The organism is Streptomyces sp. NPDC058691 (assembly GCF_042714775.1).
In the GTDB taxonomy this organism is placed as follows: Bacteria; Actinomycetota; Actinomycetes; order Streptomycetales; family Streptomycetaceae; genus Actinacidiphila.
The window spans coordinates 88459-106376 of sequence record NZ_JBHXSO010000027.1; the positions used below are offsets into that span (position 1 = coordinate 88459).

Annotated in this window: 15 protein-coding genes and 1 pseudogene; 2 read left to right on the forward strand and 14 right to left on the reverse strand. The window is 72.3% G+C overall.

What is annotated here, in order from left to right:
• Positions 1-56: 56 nt before the first annotated feature.
• From ACFWVC_RS20575 to ACFWVC_RS20585, 3 genes and pseudogenes are all read right to left on the reverse strand, one after another.
• Complete coding sequence (locus ACFWVC_RS20575; protein ID WP_384287718.1) at positions 57-1364, reverse strand: FAD-binding oxidoreductase; 1308 nt, start codon at positions 1362-1364, stop codon at positions 57-59.
• Positions 1361-1672, reverse strand: a complete 312-nt coding sequence (locus ACFWVC_RS20580) for a hypothetical protein (RefSeq protein ID WP_384287720.1) — start codon at positions 1670-1672, stop codon at positions 1361-1363. Before ACFWVC_RS20580 ends, ACFWVC_RS20575 begins: the two co-directional genes overlap by 4 nt.
• A pseudogene (locus tag ACFWVC_RS20585) lies at positions 1647-2258 on the reverse strand (LLM class flavin-dependent oxidoreductase); the annotation flags it as partial. The gene ACFWVC_RS20580 and the pseudogene ACFWVC_RS20585, both read right to left, overlap by 26 nt.
• 227 nt (positions 2259-2485) lie before the next feature.
• Between ACFWVC_RS20585 and ACFWVC_RS20590 the strand changes: the two are divergent.
• Positions 2486-3205: a hypothetical protein gene (locus ACFWVC_RS20590; RefSeq protein WP_384287649.1), complete on the forward strand. Its 720-nt coding sequence runs from the start codon at positions 2486-2488 to the stop codon at positions 3203-3205.
• A gap of 40 nt (positions 3206-3245) precedes the next feature.
• On the opposite strand, the gene ACFWVC_RS20595 is transcribed toward ACFWVC_RS20590, so the two are convergent.
• Both ACFWVC_RS20595 and ACFWVC_RS20600 read right to left on the reverse strand, forming a co-directional pair.
• Positions 3246-3557 carry a winged helix-turn-helix transcriptional regulator gene (locus tag ACFWVC_RS20595; protein WP_384287654.1) on the reverse strand — a complete coding sequence of 104 codons (312 nt, stop codon included), beginning with the start codon at positions 3555-3557 and terminating at the stop codon, positions 3246-3248.
• Between the two features lie 102 nt (positions 3558-3659).
• A complete protein-coding gene (locus ACFWVC_RS20600; protein WP_384287658.1) occupies positions 3660-4220 on the reverse strand; it encodes an MEKHLA domain-containing protein in 561 nt (186 codons plus the stop codon).
• A gap of 442 nt (positions 4221-4662) precedes the next feature.
• Here ACFWVC_RS20600 and ACFWVC_RS20605 point away from each other — a divergent pair, with 442 nt between their 5' ends.
• Positions 4663-5100 carry a universal stress protein gene (locus ACFWVC_RS20605; protein ID WP_384287663.1) on the forward strand — a complete coding sequence of 146 codons (438 nt, stop codon included), beginning with the start codon at positions 4663-4665 and terminating at the stop codon, positions 5098-5100.
• Positions 5101-5485: 385 nt separating this feature from the next.
• On the opposite strand, the gene ACFWVC_RS20610 is transcribed toward ACFWVC_RS20605, so the two are convergent.
• From ACFWVC_RS20610 to ACFWVC_RS20650, 9 genes are all read right to left on the reverse strand, one after another.
• Positions 5486-6565, reverse strand: a complete 1080-nt coding sequence (locus tag ACFWVC_RS20610; RefSeq protein ID WP_384287669.1) for a sugar phosphate isomerase/epimerase family protein — start codon at positions 6563-6565, stop codon at positions 5486-5488.
• 34 nt (positions 6566-6599) lie between these two features.
• Positions 6600-7988, reverse strand: a complete 1389-nt coding sequence (locus ACFWVC_RS20615; protein ID WP_384287673.1) for an alkaline phosphatase family protein — start codon at positions 7986-7988, stop codon at positions 6600-6602.
• A complete protein-coding gene (gene eboE, locus ACFWVC_RS20620; protein WP_384287677.1) occupies positions 7985-9154 on the reverse strand; it encodes a metabolite traffic protein EboE in 1170 nt (389 codons plus the stop codon). Before eboE ends, ACFWVC_RS20615 begins: the two co-directional genes overlap by 4 nt.
• Before the next feature lie 13 nt (positions 9155-9167).
• Positions 9168-10016: a TatD family hydrolase gene (locus ACFWVC_RS20625; protein ID WP_384287679.1), complete on the reverse strand. Its 849-nt coding sequence runs from the start codon at positions 10014-10016 to the stop codon at positions 9168-9170.
• On the reverse strand, positions 10016-10657 hold the full coding sequence (locus ACFWVC_RS20630; protein WP_384287682.1) for an EboA domain-containing protein: 642 nt from the start codon (positions 10655-10657) through the stop codon (positions 10016-10018). Before ACFWVC_RS20630 ends, ACFWVC_RS20625 begins: the two co-directional genes overlap by 1 nt.
• Positions 10654-11511 carry a sugar phosphate isomerase/epimerase family protein gene (locus ACFWVC_RS20635; protein ID WP_384287684.1) on the reverse strand — a complete coding sequence of 286 codons (858 nt, stop codon included), beginning with the start codon at positions 11509-11511 and terminating at the stop codon, positions 10654-10656. Before ACFWVC_RS20635 ends, ACFWVC_RS20630 begins: the two co-directional genes overlap by 4 nt.
• Positions 11508-12662: an SCO3242 family prenyltransferase gene (locus tag ACFWVC_RS20640; RefSeq protein WP_384287686.1), complete on the reverse strand. Its 1155-nt coding sequence runs from the start codon at positions 12660-12662 to the stop codon at positions 11508-11510. Before ACFWVC_RS20640 ends, ACFWVC_RS20635 begins: the two co-directional genes overlap by 4 nt.
• Before the next feature lie 35 nt (positions 12663-12697).
• On the reverse strand, positions 12698-13846 hold the full coding sequence (locus ACFWVC_RS20645) for an inositol-3-phosphate synthase (RefSeq protein ID WP_384287688.1): 1149 nt from the start codon (positions 13844-13846) through the stop codon (positions 12698-12700).
• A 96-nt stretch (positions 13847-13942) separates the two neighbouring features.
• Positions 13943-17662 (reverse strand): ThuA domain-containing protein, encoded by a 3720-nt coding sequence (locus ACFWVC_RS20650; protein WP_384287690.1) that lies wholly within the window; start codon positions 17660-17662, stop codon positions 13943-13945.
• Positions 17663-17918: the final 256 nt, after the last annotated feature.

Consider the following 17918-nt stretch of genomic DNA (forward strand, 5'->3'; position numbering starts at 1 on the left):
GGCGCGGGGCACGGCCTGCCGCTCGAGCGCCGTCGTGGTCGTGGTCGTGGTCGTGGTCAGCGCGAACGGGGGCGCAGGACGCCGTCGGGGTCGTAGCGCCGCCGCAGTTCGGCGACGCGCGCGCCGGTCGCTCCGGGGTAGGTGCGGGCGAAGGTCTCCTCGTCGGGATCGCTCTCGAAGTTGACGTAGGCGCCGTCGGTGAGCGGAAGCAGCGGCTTCCACGCCGCCGACAGCGTCTCCCGGTCGCCGGGAGGGAAGGCCGTGGCGGTGACGAGAGTCCGCTGGTGGCGGTGCGGATAGGCGGTCGCGGCAGGGTCCGTGTCGTTGACCGCGCCGCCCAGCGACCTCATCTGGATCAGGAGGGGCTCGGGGGCGGTGACCGCCGCGACGAGACCGCGGGCCGCCTCCGACGTCATGCGCGTGAGCAGCCCGTTGGTAGTCACCACCGGCATCTGTCCGTGGTGTCGGTGCAGTTGGGCGGTGGAGAGCAACTGCGAGTACGGGAGGACGTACGCCTGGTCGAGGACGGTGTCACCCAGGCTCGCGAGCGGTTCCAGCGCGCCGCGGATGACGGACTCGCTGTCGGAGGCCACGACCGCGTTGACGGAGGCGACCGCGAGGGAACCCTGGGCGGAGAGGTTCACCGCGGTCGACAGCTCTCTGGGCGCCGCGGCCATCATGGCGGCCCAGCGGCGCAGGGCCGTGCCCGCGGAGTCCACGACGACGGTGGCCTCGGCGTACCCGATCCTGCCGAGCTCGACCGCCTCGATCTCGAAGGCGGTCGCGATCGCGGTGCCCGATCCGGCACCGCGCATGACCCACAGCAGATCGGGCTCGTGCCCGGCGTCGGCACGGACCACCGAGCCGTCGGCGAGCACCACCTCGACGGCACGCACGTGGTCGATGGTCAGCCCGTAGGAGCGCACCAGCCAGCCGATGCCCCCGCCGGTGGCCAGCCCGCCCACACCGACGTTGCCGTGGTCGCCGGAACTGATGGCGAGCCCATGCGCAGCGAGCGCATGGGCGACCTCCGCCCAGCGGGCGCCGGCCTCCACCCGCACGATGCGCGCTTCCCGGTCCAGGACCCGAACACCGCGCATCGCGCCCAGGTCGATGACCAGTCCCCCGTCGTTGGTGGCGGCGCCCGCGAGGCCGTGACCGCCGCTGCGGACCGAGACGTGCAGGCGATGCTCGGCGGCGAAGGCCAGGGCCTGCGCCACGTCGCCGGCGGATTCGGCCGGCACGACCAGAGCCGGGCTGCCCACGCGGGTGTATGTCGAACGGAGCGCGCCGTAGCGGCGGTCCCCGGGTGTGACGAGTTTGCCCGCGAGCCCGGCGGGCACCCGGCGCGGGACGGCGTTCACCGGGCGCTCCGCAGGCTCGCGACGCGCTCGCGCACCGCCGGGACGATCTCCCCGGCGAACACCGCGAGCTGGCTCTCGGGCTCGGCGGCGGGCCAGAAGACGAAGGTGTCGAACCCCAGGCCGACCGCCCACTCGCTCAGGGTGTCCACCCAGCGTGCGGGGTCTCCGACAAGCCCTGCGCCGTGCCCGTCTCCGATCACCCCGATGACGTTGTAGACGCGGCGGATCGACGCGGGGGCGCGCCCCGCGGCTTCGGCCGCCTCGTCGATGACACGCTGGGCGCCCGGCACCCGCTCGGGGGGGCACATAGATGTTGAGCGGGGAGATCCAGCCGTCCGCGGCCCGGCCGGTCAGCGCGAGCATCTTGGGCTTCTGTGCCCCTAGCCACACACCGACCGGCTCGGGGGGCACCGGTCCTGACCGGTAGCCCTCGACGGCGTGATGCGCGCTGCGCAGCCGCACCGGCCCGCCGGCGAGGGCGCTGCGGAGCAGGCTCAGCGACCCCTCGGTGAAGTCGACCATCGCCGCGCCGCTGCGGGCCAGGCCGCCCATCGAGGCGATCGCCTCCGGGAAGGCCCCGCCACCGACACCGAGCTGGATCCGGCCTCCGGCGAGCACGCTCAGTGACGCGGCGGCCTTCGCCAGCATGGTCGGCGGTCGCAGCTGGAGATCCGCGACATCGGTGAGGAAGGAGATCCGGCGCGTCGCCCCGGAGAGGTGGCTGATCAGGGTCCACGCGTCGAGGTGGCCGGGCTGGTAGGGGTGGTCCTGGACGGCGAGGTATTCCAGGCCACGTGCCTCGGCCTGCCGCGCGAGTGCCCGGGTGCGGGTCAGCGTCTCGACGTCGGGGTCGAGGCTCAGCCCGAATGAAAGGGGGTGTCCGTAGTCATTCATGCCTCCACGCTGCGGACCGGGCTCCCCCGCACAAAGTCCGAGGTGAGTTACTAATCCTGAGTAAGTGGCGGCGGGGTGCCGAGGACGCGGCGTCCTCGCTTTGTGGGCCGCGCGCCGCCCTGGGAAAATCGACGGCAAGGCCCGCACCGGGCAGGGGCCCGGACGGACACCATCACCCGGAACGAGCCCATCGGGGCCGGCAGGGACCAGCGAACGGACACGGTGCTGTGGACGAGCTACTGGCGAAGATCCTCCAGGCGCATGGCGGCGGCGATCGCTACGCGCAGTTCTCCGAAGTCCGCGCGACGATCGTCACCGGGGGCGGCTTGTGGGCGATCAAGGGCGTGCCGCAGGATCCGGCGCCGCGGGAGATGACCGTGCGGCTCCACGAGGAGTGGGCTTCCGTGCAGCCCTTCGGCGCGCCCGATCAGCGGAGCGCGTTCGTCCCCGGCCGCGTGGCGATCGAGCGGACGGACGGGACCGTGGTCGCGGAACGTCTCGACCCGCGGGCGTCCTTCGCCGGACACGAGCTCACCACGCCCTGGGACGGACTCCAGAGGGCCTACTTCAACGGCTACGCGCTGTGGACCTACCTGACCACCCCGTTCCTGCTCGCCATGCCGGGGGTGACGGTCTCGCCCGTCCCCGACCTGCACGAGAACGGCGAACGCTGGCAGGGGCTGCGGGCCGGCTTCCCCGACGGCATCGCCAGTCACAGCCGGGAGCAGGACTTCTACTTCGGGGATGACCTGCTGCTGCGCCGGCACGACTACCACGTCGATGTGGCGGGCGGGTTCCCGGCGGCCCAGTACGTCCACGAGTACATCGAGGCCCAGGGGCTGCGCACGCCGTCCAAGCGCCGCGCCTACCGCTGCGGCGACGACGGCAGTCCACTGCCGGACGAGTTGATGGTCGCGATCGACATCAGTGAGCTGAGGTACAGCTGAGGCGGTGGGTGCCGCCCCGGTCGACCACGGACGAACGGCCTCAGGTCCCGGGGTAGTGCTCGTCCGCCCAGCAGCCCAGCGCGGTGAGGGCGGGGCGCAGGGCGGCGCCCGCCTCGGTCACGCCGTAGCGGACCCGCAGCGGGGGGCCGGGGTCGACGTCGCGGACGACCAGGCCCGCGTCCACCAGCTCGGCGAGGCGCTCCGAAAGCATGCGCTCGCTGATCCCGGGGACGGCACGGCGCAGCTGGGCGAAGTACGTCGGCGACTCGGTCAGCACGGCCAGGACGAGGCCGGTCCACCGCTTGCCGAGCAGCCCGAAGACGCGTGTCAGGGGGCGTCCACCTCTCGGCACGGCTCGTCGGGCCCGGCCGGTCCCGGCGTCTGCCTCATCGCCGCACCGGGATCCCGGTGGTGAGGAGTCCGCGGGCGCCGGCCGGTGCAACGGTGCCGTAGCTCACGTCACCGCCTGGACAGGCGCGCCGTCGGCGTCCGGCCGGCTCACGGGCGGGGAGGCGTCCGACCAGGAGCCGAAGACCGCGGCCTGGCCGTGCCGCTTGCCGTCCGCGTCCACCAGGTTCCACATGCAGACGTCCTCTATCCAGAACTTCCGGCCGTCGTTGCGCAGGCGCAGTCCGCGGTAGCCGTCGGCGTAACCGCGGTCGTCGACCGCCGTGAGAAGGGCCTCGCGGTCCTCCTGGTCCCCGGGGGCGGCCGACAGGCGCGACGGCAGGCCGACGAATTCCTCCCTGGAGTAGCCGAAGCAGCGCTGCGCCGTGCGGTTGGCATAGACGAACCGCGGGTCAGCGGAGGTGTCGTGCACGAGCAGCCCGAAGGGCGCGTCCTCGTAGAGCCACGCGGCGGCCTCGGCTTCCGAGGACCAGACGGGCGGGCAGAGCCCGACTCCCACCAGGCGGTGGTGGCTCTCCAGGATCAGGGACGCGAACCAGGGGTCGCGCACCGGGTCGGTGGACAGCTGTCCGGCCGTGGGCGCGGATACCGGGGGGTGTTCAGACACTCTGCTCCCCTGCCTCGCTGTTCGGCTCGGTCACGGACAACCTCCAGTGGGAGACAGCACAGCACGGGCGCGTGATCTTCGCGGGCCCCGCGGTGATTCTAGGTCGCCGGAGGCGGGGGCGAGCGGCGGTGCGCGGGGTCGCGGATCGTCTCCGCGCCGCCGCCGGGCGGCGGTCGCTCCGCGTTCAGGCCGTCGTTCCCGGCGCGTCATGCGGGGCGTGGTCCGGCGCGTCGTTCGGGGCGCCGTTCGGGGCGCCGTTCGGGGCGCCGTTCGGGGTCCGGGAGGACATCGGGGCCAGATGACAGAGCGCCAAGACGTGGCGTGGACCCCCCATACCGTTCACCGGTGATTCCCACGAAAAGCAGTGGTGATAGATGTACTGGGCCGGTATTCGCACGAACGGCCGCTTTTCCACAAAGCTCGATTCGGAGAGAAGACGCACATGTTCCAGCGCATCATGGTCGCCATCGACCCCACCTCCGCCCGCCACGCCGCCCTGCGCATGGCCCAGGGTCTCGCCCGGCTCTCCGGTGCCCAGGTCCACGTCCTGCACGTCGCCACGTCCGCCGTCGCGTACGACACGGTCATGCGTCTGGAGGACGACGCCGAGGCCAAGAAGATCCTCGACGAGGCGCTCGCCGAGGTCCGCAAGGACGGGGTCGAGGCCGACGGCGCGCTCGCGGCCGGCCTGGTCCAGCAGGTCCCCGAGACCATCACCGAGGAGGCCGAGAAGTTCGGGGCCGACCTGCTGATCCTCAGCCCCCACCACCGCGGCTCGGTCGCCGCGCTGTTCAACCCCCGTGTCAGCGACACGATCGCGCACCGCGCCGGCATAGCCGTGCTCCTCGCCCCCGAGGACCCGGCGGACGACGCCAACTGACCCTGCGTGCAGGCCGGTCGTGAACCGGCCGTGAGGGCAGCCGGCCCGGTCCCGCGAACAGGACCGGGCCGCTCGCATTCCATGGGGAGTGTCCCGGCAGGAGGGCGAGGACCGGCAGCGCGGACGTCCGGACGGCAGGGGGCGCACCGGCCGAACCACCCCGGCTTAACACGTCATTCCGGTGTGATAGCGTCACGCGCCGAGTGGCGACAATGGTGTCTTACCCCCTCGTGAGAATGCGGCCGGAAGGGCCGCGAGGAGCACACCCCTCATCGAGCACGGGCGGCGCCCCAGGCCTTCGAACCCGTGCGTGAAGCCCCTCCCGTGCCCTTCCGCGACGTCCGCGACGTCCGCGACATCACCGCGCACGCCCGCGGAACGGCCGTCAGCGGCGCTTCTCGCGGAGCGAGTGCAGGTACGCGCTCGACCTGCGGGCGAAGGAGAACGAGTCGGCCGGGGCGTCGTGCTCGGTCTGCCAGTGGTGGGAGAGGCGGCCGCCGTGGGTGTGCGTCACGGCCGAGATGAACCGCTGGTAGTCGATGTCGCCGTCGCCGACGTCGACCATGTGGTAGCCGTCGCCGGCGGCCTCGTCCCGCTCGCCGTCCTTGACGTGGAAGAGGGGGTAGCGGTCCGGCTGCTTGAGGACGTAACGCAGCGGGTCGAAGGGGGCCGAGGTGCCGTCGGCACGCTTGGAGAAGCGGAACTGCCCGACGAACGCCCAGTAGATGTCCATCTCCAGGAACACCAGGCGCGGGTCGGTCTCGGCGAGGAGCACGTCGTACAGCCGGACGTTCGGGCGGTCGGTGGCGAAGGAGAACTCCTCGGCGTGGTTGTGCTGGTAGAACTTCATGCCGCGGGCCCTGGCGGCGGCGCCGAAGGTGTTGAACTCCTCGGCGCAGCGCTTCCAGCCGTCGACGGTGCTGCCGTAGCGCCAGGGGCCGGACGCCGTGCCGATGTGCTTCAGGCCGAGGGCCTCGGCGTCGTCCAGGACCTTGGTGAGGTTCTGGGCGAAGGTGTAGGCGCCGGGATTGTTGTCGTCGTAGTAGCCGACGTGGCTGCCGATACCCTTGAGGCCGTGGTCGCGGGCCAGCCCGCGCAGTTGGGCGAGGGTGATGGCGCCCGCGGAGCCCTGGGTGTAGCCGGCGTACTCGATCTCGTCGTAGCCGTACTTCTCCAACTCGGCGAAGACGGTGGCGAAGCCTAGGGTGGAGACCTTGTCGCGCAGCGAGTACAGCTGGATGCCGAGGCGGCCCGGAGGCAGGACGGCGCGTCCGTTGCCGTGGCCGTGGTGGTGCTTGCCGTGGTCCTTGCCGTGCCCCTTGTCGTGGGCGGCGGCGGTGGGGGCGGTGGTGCCGAGGAGGGCGGCCGCGGTGGCTCCGGCGGCGACCCCGAGCATGCCGCGCCTGCTGAGCTTGCGGCTGAGCTCCGGGTCAGGGGTGCCGGTTGTACGACTATTGCGGCTCATTGTGGATAACTCCTTGATGTCGGTGCCGTGTGGTTCAGTGAAGTCCTGCCAGGCGCAGGAGCAGGGACTTCACATCGGTGGCCGCGACGCGGCCGCTGAGGGCACGGGGGTTGGAGCAGAGAATGAGCGGACCTTCTTCGTCGCTCGTCGGGAGGCGGCCGTGGCTGCCGCGAATAGGCGAGGGATCGAGCGGTACGACCGCCATGCGGTAGCGCATGCCGAGCTTCTTGCGGGCGAGGGCCGTCGCCGCCTTGACGCGGACGTAGGGGTCCGCGGGGTCCATGAACAGCTCGACGGGGTCGTAGCCGGGCTTGCGGTGGATCTCGACGAGCTGCGCGAAGTCGGGCGCCCGGTCGTCGTCGAGCCAGTAGTAGTACGTGAACCACGCGTCGGGGTCGGCGACGGCCACGAACTCGCCGGAGCGGTGGTGGTCGAGGCCGTGCCGCTTCTTGCCCTCGTCGTCGAGGAGTTCGGCGACCCCGGGTAGTTCCGTCAACACGGCCCGGGTCGCGTCGAGGTCCTCGGGGCGCCGCACGTACACATGGGCGATCTGGTGGTCGGCGACCGCGAACGCGCGTGAGGCCATCGGGTCGAGGTACTCCATGCCGTCCTGGGTGTGGACCTCGAGCAGACCGGCACGGCGCAGTGCCCGGTTGATGTCGACGGGCCGGCTCACCGGCGTGATGGCGTACTCGGACAGGACGATCACGGTGCGGCCTTCGCGCCGTGCGTCGTCGAGGAGCGGGGCCATCGCCGCGTCCAGGTCGGTGGCGGCCTGGCGGGAGCGGGGGTCGTCCGGGCCATGACGCTGCAGGTCGTAGTCGAGGTGCGGGAGGTAGCAGAGTGCGAGGTCGGGGGTGCGGGTGCGCAGGATGTGCCGGGTGGCGTCGACGATCCAGCGGCTGGAGACGATGTCGGCGCCCGGGCCCCAGAAATGGAAGAGGGGGAAGGTGCCGTACTCCGCGGTGAGTTCGTCGTGGAGCTCCGGGGGGCGCGTGTAGCAGTCGGGTTCCTTGCGGCCGTCGGCGTAGTAGACGGGGCGCGGGGTGACCGTGATGTCGGTGTCGGCGCCCATCGCGTACCACCAGCAGATGTTGGCGACGGTGTAGCCGGGGTGGGCGCGGCGGGCGGCGTCCCAGAGCTTGTCGCCTGTGACCAGGCCGTTGTGCTGCCGCCACAGCAGGACGTCGCCGAGCTCGCGGAAGTACCAGCCGTTGCCGACGATGCCGTGTTCGGAGGGAAGGGAGCCGGTGAGGAAGGTGGACTGCGCGGCACAGGTGACCGCCGGCAGGACGGTGCCGAGCGGGGCCCGGGAGCCGGCGCCGGCGAGTCGTCTCAGGTGCGGCATGTGCTCCAGCAGCCGCGGCGTGAGGCCGACGACGTCCAGGACGAGGAGCGGGGTCGGCCCGGCGGTCTCGTTCATGGCAGTTCCTTGAGGCCGAGGTCGTGCAGGAGGTCGCGGGCGAGGCCGAGTTCGGCGGCGATCCCGTCTGCGAGCTGGGCGCGGGTGCGCGGCCGCAGCTCGGCGGGGAGCGCCTGCCAGGTGTAGGTCTCGACCTCCAGGTGGTGGGTGAGCGGTGCGGGACCGCCGACGAGGCGGCGGAGGGCGTCCTTCAGGACACCGAGGGTCGAGGTGAGGGGCGGTGCCGGTGGTGAGTGCAGGGGGACGTGGAAGTGCGAGCGCCAAGGGGCGCCGGTGGGGAGGGCGTCCGGGGTGAGGGCCTCGTGGAGGTCGTCGGTGCCTTGCAGGCCTTCGGCGGTGCGGGTTCGTGTCTGGTGCAGGAAACGGGGTTCGGCGAAGGCGGCGAGTGCGTCGCGTACGCCGGGGAGATGGGGGTGTTCGGCGTGCAGTGCGGCGGAGAGCTGGACTTTGGGGATGGCGATGCCGGCGGCGGTGAGAGCGTTCAGCGCCGTGACGGGTTCTTCGAAGGAGGTGGCGAGATGGCAGGTGTCGACGCAGATGCCGATGCGGGGGTGTGCGAGGGCCGTGAGCGGGCCGATGGCGTCGGCGGTGGTCTCGACGATGCAGCCCGGCTCGGGTTCCAGCGCGACCCTGATGGACTTCCCGGTGAGCTCGGCGAGCGCGTCGAGATGTCCGGCCAGCGTGGTCAGCGCGGTGCGGGCGGCAGCGGCGGCCCGCTCGTCGAAAAGGGTCCGCCAGGCGAGCGGGAGGGTGGAGACGGAGCCTTCGGTGACGTCGTCCGGGAGCAAGGCGGCGAGCAGGTCGGCCAGGACGGCGGTGTAGGCGAGGCGTTCGGGTTCGGCCCAGTCCGGCCGGTAGACGCGGTACTTGACCTCGTCGGCGCCGAACCCTTCGTACGGGAAGCCGTTGAGGGTGACGACCTCCAGGCCGCGCCGGTCGAGGGCGGCGCGCAGTCCGCGCAGGGACGCCGGATCGGTGTGCAGGGCGCGCGCGGCGTCCTTGGCGAGCCACAGGCCGATGCCGAGGCGATCCCGCCCGAGGCGCTTGCGGACGGGTTCGCAGTGGTCGCGGAGCTGCGCGAGGACGCCGTCGAGCGTCTCGGCGGGGTGCACGTTGGTGCAGTAGGACAGATGGACGACGGAGCCGTCGGGATGCCGGAAGCGCATGCTGGCCGCCCCCTCATTCCCCGCCGCGGAGGAGGGAGTTCCCCTCGTGAAGGGCCCCGGTCGCGGGGGCGTCCAGGTGGAGTCTGCCGCTGCGGCCGTAGAAGGCCACGGGGTTGCGCCACAGAACCTGGTCGACGTCGTCGTCGCTGAAGCCGGCGGCGAGCATGGCGTCGGCGGTGCGGCGCGTCTTGAGGGGGTCGCTCTTGCCCCAGTCGGCCGCGGAGTTGACAAGCATCTTCTCCGTACCGTGGGCCTTCAGCACGGCGACCATGCGGTCCTCGTCCATCTTGGTGTCGGGGTAGACGGAGAAGCCGAGCCAGCAGCCGCTGTCGGCGGCCTCCTTGACGGTGGTCTCGTTGAGGTGGTCCAGGAGGACGTGTTCGGGATCGAGCGCCGACTCGCGGACGACGTCGATCGTGCGGCGCATCCCGGCGAGCTTGTCGCGGTGCGGGGTGTGCACGAGGGCGGGCAGTCCGTGCTCGGCGGCGAGCTGGAGCTGGGCGGCCAGCGCCGTGTCCTCGGCGGGGGTCATGGAGTCGTAGCCGATCTCGCCGACCGCGACGACGTTGTCCTTGACGAGGTAGCGGGGCAGGAGGTCCAGGACGGGTGTGCAGCGCGGGTCGTTGGCCTCCTTGGGGTTCAGGGCGATGGTGCAGTGGTGGGCGATGCCGTACTGCGCGGCCCGGAAGGGTTCCCAGCCGAGGAGGGAGTCGAAGTAGTCGGAGAAGGAGTCCGGCGAGGTGCGGGGCTGACCCAGCCAGAAGGAGGGTTCGACCAGGGCTCGGACACCGGCGTCGTACATGGCCTGGTAGTCGTCCGTGGTGCGGGAGGTCATGTGGATGTGGGGGTCGAAGATGCGCATCAGGGCTGCTCCGTCGGGGAGGTCAGGGCGAGGAGGCGGTGGAGGTCGGCGGGGACGGGCCGGCCCGCGGCGGTGCGCTCGGCGGCGTAGTCGCCGAGCATGCGGGCCAGTTCCGCGTCGCCTCTGGCGCGGTCTTCGAGCCGGGCGGCCGCGTCCACGGGGACTCCGGTGAACAGGCACTTCAGGAGGGCCTGACGCCAGGTGTGCGGGTCGAGGTGCTCGGCGGCGTACGGGCCGACGGCGGCGGCCACCAGCCGGGTGTCGTTGGTGCGCAGCGCGTCCTCGACAAGGGGCAGACCGTCCGCGGGATCGGGAGCGAGGTGGGGCAGCACGAGGAGGATCGCCCGGCGCTCCGCAGCGGTGCCCTGCCGGTACAGCCGGGTCAGCGCCACGGCGTCGGGGTGCGCCTCGCGCAGCAGGAGGACGCGGACGGCGTCGGCCTGGTCCTGGCCGCAGTGACGGCCCGCTGAGGCGAAGCTCAGTTCCCAGGGTGCGACGGAGCGCCTCGGGCCGAGGGTGTCCTGGGACGGAGTGGCGCTGTCGGCGGCGTCGGCGAGGGCCGCGTCGAGCCAGGTGCGGGCTGTGTCGCCGAGCCGGTCGCGGAGGTCCTCACGGGTGGGGATGGGGGTGGATGAGGTCATGCCGTTGCTCCGATCGTGGGGGCGTGGGAGCGCAGGAAGTCGAGGGAGGTGCGGGCGAGTTCGGGTCCCGCGTGGGAGTGGCGGGGCAGTTCGACGACGGTCAGGCCCTGGTAGCCGGTGGCCGCGAGGGCCCGGAGGACGGGCGGGAAGTCGATCTCGCCCTCACCGAAGGGGAGGTGTTCGTGGACGCCGCGGCGCATGTCCTCGATCTGGACGTGCCGCAGCCAGGGTGCGGCCTGTGTGACGCAGTCGGCCGGGGCGTCGGGCTCGAGGCATTGGCAGTGGCCGATGTCAAGCGTGAGGCCGAGCGGTCCGGGGTCGCCGAGGAGTGCGCGCAGGTGGTGGAAGTCCTCCAACGTCGCGAGGAGGTGGCCCGGCTCGGGTTCGACGGCGAGCGGGACGTCGGCGGTGGCGGCGGCGTCCAGAACGGGGGTGAGGGCGGATTCGAGGCGCTGCCAGGCGGTGGCCGGCGAGGTGCCGTCGGGGGTGATGCCGCTGAAGCAGTGCAGGGCGTGCGCGCCGAGATCCGCGGCGACCTGCACGGAACGCACGAGGAGCCGGGTCCGGGCGGCGCGGGCGCCGGGATCCGGGTCGAGGAGGGAGGGGCCGTGTTTGCGCCGCGGGTCGAGCACGTAGCGGGCCCCGGTCTCGACGGTGACCTGGAGGCCGAGCCGGTCCAGGCGCCCCGCGAGGCGGCGGGTGCGGCCGGCGAGATCGGGCGCGAGGGGGTCCAGGTGCATGTGGTCGAGGGTGAGTCCGACGCCGTCGTAGCCGAGGTCGGCGAGGAGGGCGAGCGCGTCGTCGAGACGGAGGTCGGTGAGGCCGTTGGTTCCGTAGCCGAGGCGCAGGGTCATGTGGGGCTCACCTTCCGGGCCAGCCGCCGGGCCAGAGGTCCGAGCGCGAGGACCGCCAGAGCGGTGGTGCCGGCGCCCGCGCGGGCGGCCAGGGCCGCCTGCAGCGGGATCATGGCGCGGATTCCGGCGCCGACTCCCCGTTGGGTCAGCTGCGGGGAGGGATTGAGGGCGGCGTGAAGGAGGGGGGTGAGGGCGGTACCGGCGTAGGAGGCCGCCGCCAAGGCGGCGACGGCTCGGAGCGGGATGGCCGGTTGTCCGGTCGCCGGCCGGGCGGGCCGCGGCGGCGGGGCCGCCCGGCCGCGGCCGAGTGCGCGGGCCGGGGAGTGCCGGAGCGCGGACGCGGGGAGGGCCGCGTCGGGCCGGGACCGCCGGGACGCGCGGAGTGAACGCAGAGCGGCGGCGCCCCCGCCGGTGATGGTGGCGATGCCCGCGGTGACGGCCACCGCCGCCAGCGGAGCCGCGGTGGAGCCGCCTTGCGTCTCGTGACGGGACACCGACGTGACGGCGTAGGTGTGGGCGCCGAGCAGTCCCGCGTGGGGCAGGGCGGTGGCGAGCGCGCGGGGGCGGGTGGCCGTCGCGCCGAGGAGGAGGTCCAGGGCGCGGGCGGAGGCCATGGCGGCCGGGCCGGCGGGCGTGTGCTTCAGACCCAGGTCGTAGGACCAGACCGTCGCCGCCAGGGCCGTGGCGGCGACCAGCGGGGCGGGCCCCGCACGACGGGCGAGCGCCAGTCCGGCCAGGGTGAGCGCTCCCGCCGCCGTCAGGGCCGCAGTGGGGGTGATCCGGCCCGACGGGATGGGGCGGTGGGGGCGGTCGACGGCGTCCTCGTCGCGGTCGGCGTAGTCGTTGAGGGCCATGCCCGCGTGGTACAGGCACAGCGACGTGCCGACGGCGAGGAACGTCCCGCGATGCGGGCGCGTCCCGGTGGCGGCCGCACCTGCGAGGGCGTCACCGGGCACCGTGAACAGGGCCGATATGCGCAGCAGTTCGGCCCAGGCCCACAACCGTGCGGCCCGTGCCGGGGCATCGGGCGTCGGTTCGCCGTTCGCCTGCCGGAGGTCGTCGCACGCTTTCCCGTGCCCGCCCGGGGTGGAGGGCTCCTTCGCCACCCGCGGCGCCGTGCGCGCGGCCCCGCGGACAGCGAGGGCGATCACGGCGGTCAGGACAACCCGCCCGCCCCGCAGGGGAGTCACCGGGACTCCCCCAGCCTGGCGGCGAGGGCGACGAGCATGGCGTACTGGTCGGCGAGCGCTGAAGGGGCGCCGGGGTCGGGGTCCTTGAAGTAGAAGGCGAGCTCGGGCAGGGGGCCGGTCAGTCCGGCTTCGTGGGCGCGCGCGGCAAGTCGGGCGAGGTCGAGGACGAGGGGCGCCGCGAGGGCGGAGTCGCAGCCCTGCCATGTGGTCTGCAGGACCATGCGGGTGCCGAGGAATCCGTCGAAGGCGACGTGGTCCCAGGCGGTCTTCCAGTCGCCGAGGGCCGGCACGTCGTCGATGTGCACCTCGCCTTCGGGGGCGCCGCCGAGGATGTCGGCGAGGACGCGTTCCTTCCCGGCGTTCTTGGCCGCGGCCGCCGCGGGGTCCGCGAGTGCCGCCCCGTCGCCGCCGCCGAGCAGGTTGGTGCCGGACCATGCCCGCACCGGGAGCGCACGCTGCACGAACATCGGGGCGAGGACGGAGCGGAGCAGGGTCTGCCCGGTCTTCCCGTCCCGGCCGGCGTACGGAAGCCCTCGGGCGGAGGCCGCGTCTGCGAGGGCCGCGGTCCGGATCCCGGTGGAGGGGGTGAAGTTCACGTACGGGCAGCCCGCTTCGATCGCAGCGGCGGCGTACAGGGAGCTCGCCGGAAGGCGCGTGCTGCCGGGTTCGGGCACGGGTTCGGTGGAGGCGACGTTGACGACCACGGTCCGGCTCAGGGCGTGCCGGCGGGTGAAGGAAGCGATGTCCGCCGCGAACGCCGCGATCAGTTCCTCGTCGTCGCGGGTGTCACCGGGGAGGGGGCCGCCGGTGCGGATCTCCTGGTCGGCGGCGGTGAGTTCGGTGTGGAGCGCGGACGGCAGGCCGTGCGGGAGTACGCCGCCCTCCGCGAGGAGTTCGGCCCGCTTGCCCAGCGGGCAGGCAGCCGTGTCGTGCCCGCCGAAGACCAGGGTGGACAGCGCCGGCAGGCCGGCCTCAGCGAAGGGTGGGGTCTCGGTCACCATGCCCGTCGCCGGGTGGAGCCCGGCGGTGACCGCCGCGCATCCGGCGACGGCGGTGGTGGCGACAGAGCCGCGGGCTCCGATGAGCCACACTCCGGTGCGGTCGGCCGACGAGCGGTCCAGTGCCTGGTCGTGCGGATTCGTCACGGCTGCCTCTCCCTGCTGCGTGGGGTGGGGGCGGCGGGCGGGGGCCCGGCCTCTCACCGCCCCGCGCCGGGGCCTGGGGTGCCGGCAGGGACTGCCCTAGGACGCGGGCAGCTCCTTGATCTGGACGTTGCGGAAGGACACCTGGTCGTCGGCCCCGTGGTTCTGCAGGCCGATGTAGCCGTCCTTCAGACTGCGGGCCGGGTCGGTGTTGGTGAAGTCGTTGATCTTGACTCCGTTGAGGAAGACCTGGAGCCGCTCACCCTGGACCTTGATCTCGTAGCTGTTCCACTGGCCCGGAGGCCGCAGCACCTGGTCGCGGGCCTTGAGGTTGGCCGACTTGAAGCTGTAGACGGAGCCGGTGGTGCGGTCGGCGGCGTCCGTGGCGTCGATCTGGACCTCATAGCCCTTGTCCACCGCGGACCACGGGTCGTCGGAGGCCGGGAAGCCCACGAAGACACCGGAGTTGTCGTCGCCGTCCATCTTCCAGTCGAGCTTCAGCGAGTACGAGCCGAACTGCTTGGCCTGGTACCACAGCAGGCCCAGTCCGCCCTCGGTGCGCAGTTCACCGTCGACGACGTTGAACTTGCCGGGGCCCGCCTGCTTCCAGCCCTCCAGGGTGTGCCCGTTGAACAGGTCCCGGTAGCCGGTCTGCGGCTTGCAGTCGGCCTTGACCTGGCCCGCGGCGTAGCGCAGTCCGCCCAGGAGGTGCTGGCGGAAGGCCGGCTCGGCGTAGGACTCCTTGGTGTGCCCGAGACCGGTGTAGAAGGAGCGGCCGGACTGGTAGGCCTGGCACCACGCGATCGGGTGGTCGCCCTTCATCGTGCCGCCCTGGTAGGTGGTCTCGTCCAGGGTGGCCAGGACATGGGCCTGGCCGCGCGGGTTGGTGCGGTAGTTGTACCACTCGTCGGTGCGCTCCCAGCCGGCCTCGCCGAGGTGCGAGGTGGCGGGGTGGTCGTGGTCCTCGGCGCGGACGGTGGCCTTCTGGATCTGCGGGTGCCCCTGGAAGTAGGCGCCGACGAGGCCGCCGTAGAAGGCCCAGTCGTACTCGGTGTCGGCGGCGGCGTGGACGCCCATGTAGCCGCCCCCGCCCTTGACGTAGTTCTCGAACGCCTGCTGCTGCTCGGCGTTGAGCACGTCACCGGTGGTCGACAGGAAGACCACCGCGTCGTAGCGCGCCAGGTTGTTGGAGGTGAACTGCTTCGGTTCCTCCGTCGCGTCGACGGTGATGTTGGCGGAGGCGCCGAGCTCCTTCAGTGCGGCGACCCCGGTCGGGATGGAGTCGTGGCGGAAGCCGGCGGTCTTGGAGAAGACCAGGACCCGCTTGGCGGCGCGGTCGGCCGGCGTGCTGGAGAGTTCGAAGTCGTCGAGGTCGTAGAGCGCCCCGGCTCCGCCCTTGAAGACCAGGAAGAGCTCGGTGGTCTTCTTCGGCACCGCGCGCAGCGGCACGTCGATCTCCTGGAAGGTCTCCCAGCTGCCGGTGACGGGCACGGGCGCCGAGCCGAGGATCGGGCCGGTGGCCGAGCCGGTGCGCACCTCGAGGAAGCCGCCGGAGCCGCCGGAGGAGGTCCGGGCTGTCAGCCGGACGGAGCCGGTGAGGTTGTAGGGCTTGAAGGCGATCCAGTCGCCGTTGTCGATGTTGCCGACGGTCCGTCCGCCGTGGGCCTCGGCCTTGTCGAACAGGTCGACACCCGCGGAGGCCGTGAAGTGCTCGGCCTGCCGGTGGCGCGGCTGGAGCTGCGCCTGGTCGTGGGCGGTGAGCGCCTCCTGGCCGCCGCCCCCGCCGTCGGTGTACTCGGCGTCGATGACGCCGAAGATGTTGGCGTTGGGGTCGTGGCCGCCGTCGGCGGAGGTCTTGATGCTGCCGGAGCAGCCGTTGACGGAGGTCACGGGGTGGCCGTGGCTGTCGTGGCCGAGGACGTAGGTGACCTTGACCTTGGAGCAGTCGATGGTCTTGTCCTCGGGGTCGGTGACGGTCACCTTGAACGGGATCTCGTCGCCGAAGCTGAACAGGGCGCCCTCGGCGGGCAGGTCGAGCGTCACCTTGGGCGCGGTGTTGCCGACGACCACCCGGACACTGGCGGACGCGGTGCGGCCGGTCGGGTCCTTCACGGTGACGGTCGCGGTGTACGTGCCGTTCGTGCGGTAGGTGTGCGCGGGGTCGGCCGCGGTGGAGGTGCCGCCGTCACCGAAGTCCCAGGCGTAGGTGAGGACGTCACCGTCGGGGTCGGTGGTGCCGGCCGAGGAGAAGCTGACCTTCAGCGGCGCGGTGCCGGAGGTCTTGTTCGCGGAGGCCTCGGCGCTCGGGGAGCGGCCGTCGGTGGCGTTCTCGATCCGGTACAGGCCGGAGTGCTCGTCGCCGCCGAACCAGGCGGTGCCGTAGTCGAGGACGTAGAGCGCGCCGTCCGGGCCGAACGCCATGTCCATGATCTGCGTACCGGACCAGGCGACGGGGTTGATGGACTGGACGGTGCCGTCCTCACCCTGCTCGATGCGCTTGATCCAGCGACGCCCGAACTCGCCCGCGAAGAAGTCGCCGTCGTACGCCTCGGGGAACTTCACCGGGGAGTCCAGGTCCGGGTCGTAACGGTAGACCGGGCCGCCCATCGGGGACTCCGAGCCGCTGCCGAACTCGGGCACGGAACCGCCGTCGTAGGGGATCCAAGCCGCCTGCGCGGGCGGCAGGTCGGTGAGGCCGGTGTTGTACGGCGAGTCGTTCTTCGGCGCGGCGCAGTCGAAGGTCGTTCCGGACTGCCCGGTCGCGAAGTCGTAGTCGACGTACGGGTCGTTGTTCCCGGTGCAGAAGGGCCAGCCGAAGTTGCCGGCCTGCGTCACACGGGCGAACTCGACCTGGCCGCCGGGGCCGCGCTTGGGGTCGGCCGCCCCCGCGTCGGGACCGTAGTCGCCGACGTAGGCGATGCCGGTCTTCTTGTCGACGCTGAAGCGGAACGGGTTGCGGAAGCCCATGGCGTAGATCTCGGGCCGGGTCTTGTCCGTGCCCGGGGCGAAGAGGTTGCCCTCGGGAATCGTGTACGACCCGTCGTCGGCGACCTTGATGCGCAGCAGCTTGCCGCGCAGGTCGTTGGTGTTGCCGGAGGTGCGGCGGGCGTCGTAGGCGGGGTTGCGGCCCGGCCGGTCGTCGATGGGCGCGAAGCCGTCGGAGGCGAACGGGTTGGAGTCGTCGCCGGTGGACAGGTACAGGTTGCCCTGGGCGTCGAAGTCGATGTCGCCGCCGACGTGGCAGCAGATGCCGCGGGTCGTGGCGACGTCGAGGACCTTCTTCTCGCTGGCGTTGTCGAGGGTCCAGTCCGCCTTGAGGGTGAACCGGGAGAGCCGGTTGACGCCGTCGAACTTGGCGAAGTCCTCGGCGGTCCCCTGGTCGGGGGCGTCGCCGGCGGGGGTGTCGAGCGGGGGCGCGTAGTAGAGGTAGATCGCCCGGTTCTGGCTGAAGGCCGGGTCGATGCCGACGCCCTGGAGACCCTCCTCGTCGTGGGTGTAGACGGGGACGGTCCCGATCACCGTGGTGGTGCCGGCGGCGTCGGTCCTGCGCAGCTCGCCGTCGCGCGAGGTGTGCAGCACGCTGCGGTCGGGCAGGACGGCGAGCGACATGGGCTCGCCGGTCTCGGGTTCCCCCTTGGCGAGGGTGATCTGCTGGAACTGCTCCGCCGCGGCGGCGGCGGGCTCGTTGTCGAGCGACTTGGCGAACGCCCCCGAGGGGGCCGCGACGACGAGGGAGGTCGCCGCGAGGAGGCTGCCGGTGAGGAGCGCTAATCCCTGTCGGATACGGGAACGGTGTGCTCCGGGCCGTTGTCTGTGCACGTGTGTCCTCCGGAGGAACGGTCGTACGGGCGGATGGTGCTGCCGTGCGGTATTTCCCGGGGACCGGCGTGCGCCGTCACGCTGGTCGGGTCACTCGGTCAGGACCGGCCTCATGTTTCGGGCCCGTGTCCTGTACACCTCAGGGACGGTAGCCGGGTTCGTCCGAGACCGAAAGCCCTTGCGTGGCAGATAAGTTGAACTTTCTCCCGCGTCAGGACAAAGCCGCGTCCGGGCAGCCCGACAGGCCCGGCGGCAC

Bases quoted from the DNA above. Each gene is read 5' to 3' on its own strand.
- ACFWVC_RS20625 (WP_384287679.1), bottom strand. From the start codon at position 10,016: ATGCGCATCTTCGACCCCCACATCCACATGACCTCCCGCACCACGGAC.
- ACFWVC_RS20615 (WP_384287673.1), bottom strand. From the start codon at position 7,988: ATGAACGAGACCGCCGGGCCGACCCCGCTCCTCGTCCTGGACGTCGTC.
- ACFWVC_RS20610 (WP_384287669.1), bottom strand. From the start codon at position 6,565: ATGAGCCGCAATAGTCGTACAACCGGCACCCCTGACCCGGAGCTCAGC.
- eboE (WP_384287677.1), bottom strand. From the start codon at position 9,154: ATGCGCTTCCGGCATCCCGACGGCTCCGTCGTCCATCTGTCCTACTGC.
- ACFWVC_RS20605 (WP_384287663.1), top strand. From the start codon at position 4,663: ATGTTCCAGCGCATCATGGTCGCCATCGACCCCACCTCCGCCCGCCAC.
- ACFWVC_RS20630 (WP_384287682.1), bottom strand. From the start codon at position 10,657: ATGACCTCATCCACCCCCATCCCCACCCGTGAGGACCTCCGCGACCGG.
- ACFWVC_RS20635 (WP_384287684.1), bottom strand. From the start codon at position 11,511: ATGACCCTGCGCCTCGGCTACGGAACCAACGGCCTCACCGACCTCCGT.
- ACFWVC_RS20580 (WP_384287720.1), bottom strand. From the start codon at position 1,672: ATGTGCCCCCCCGAGCGGGTGCCGGGCGCCCAGCGTGTCATCGACGAG.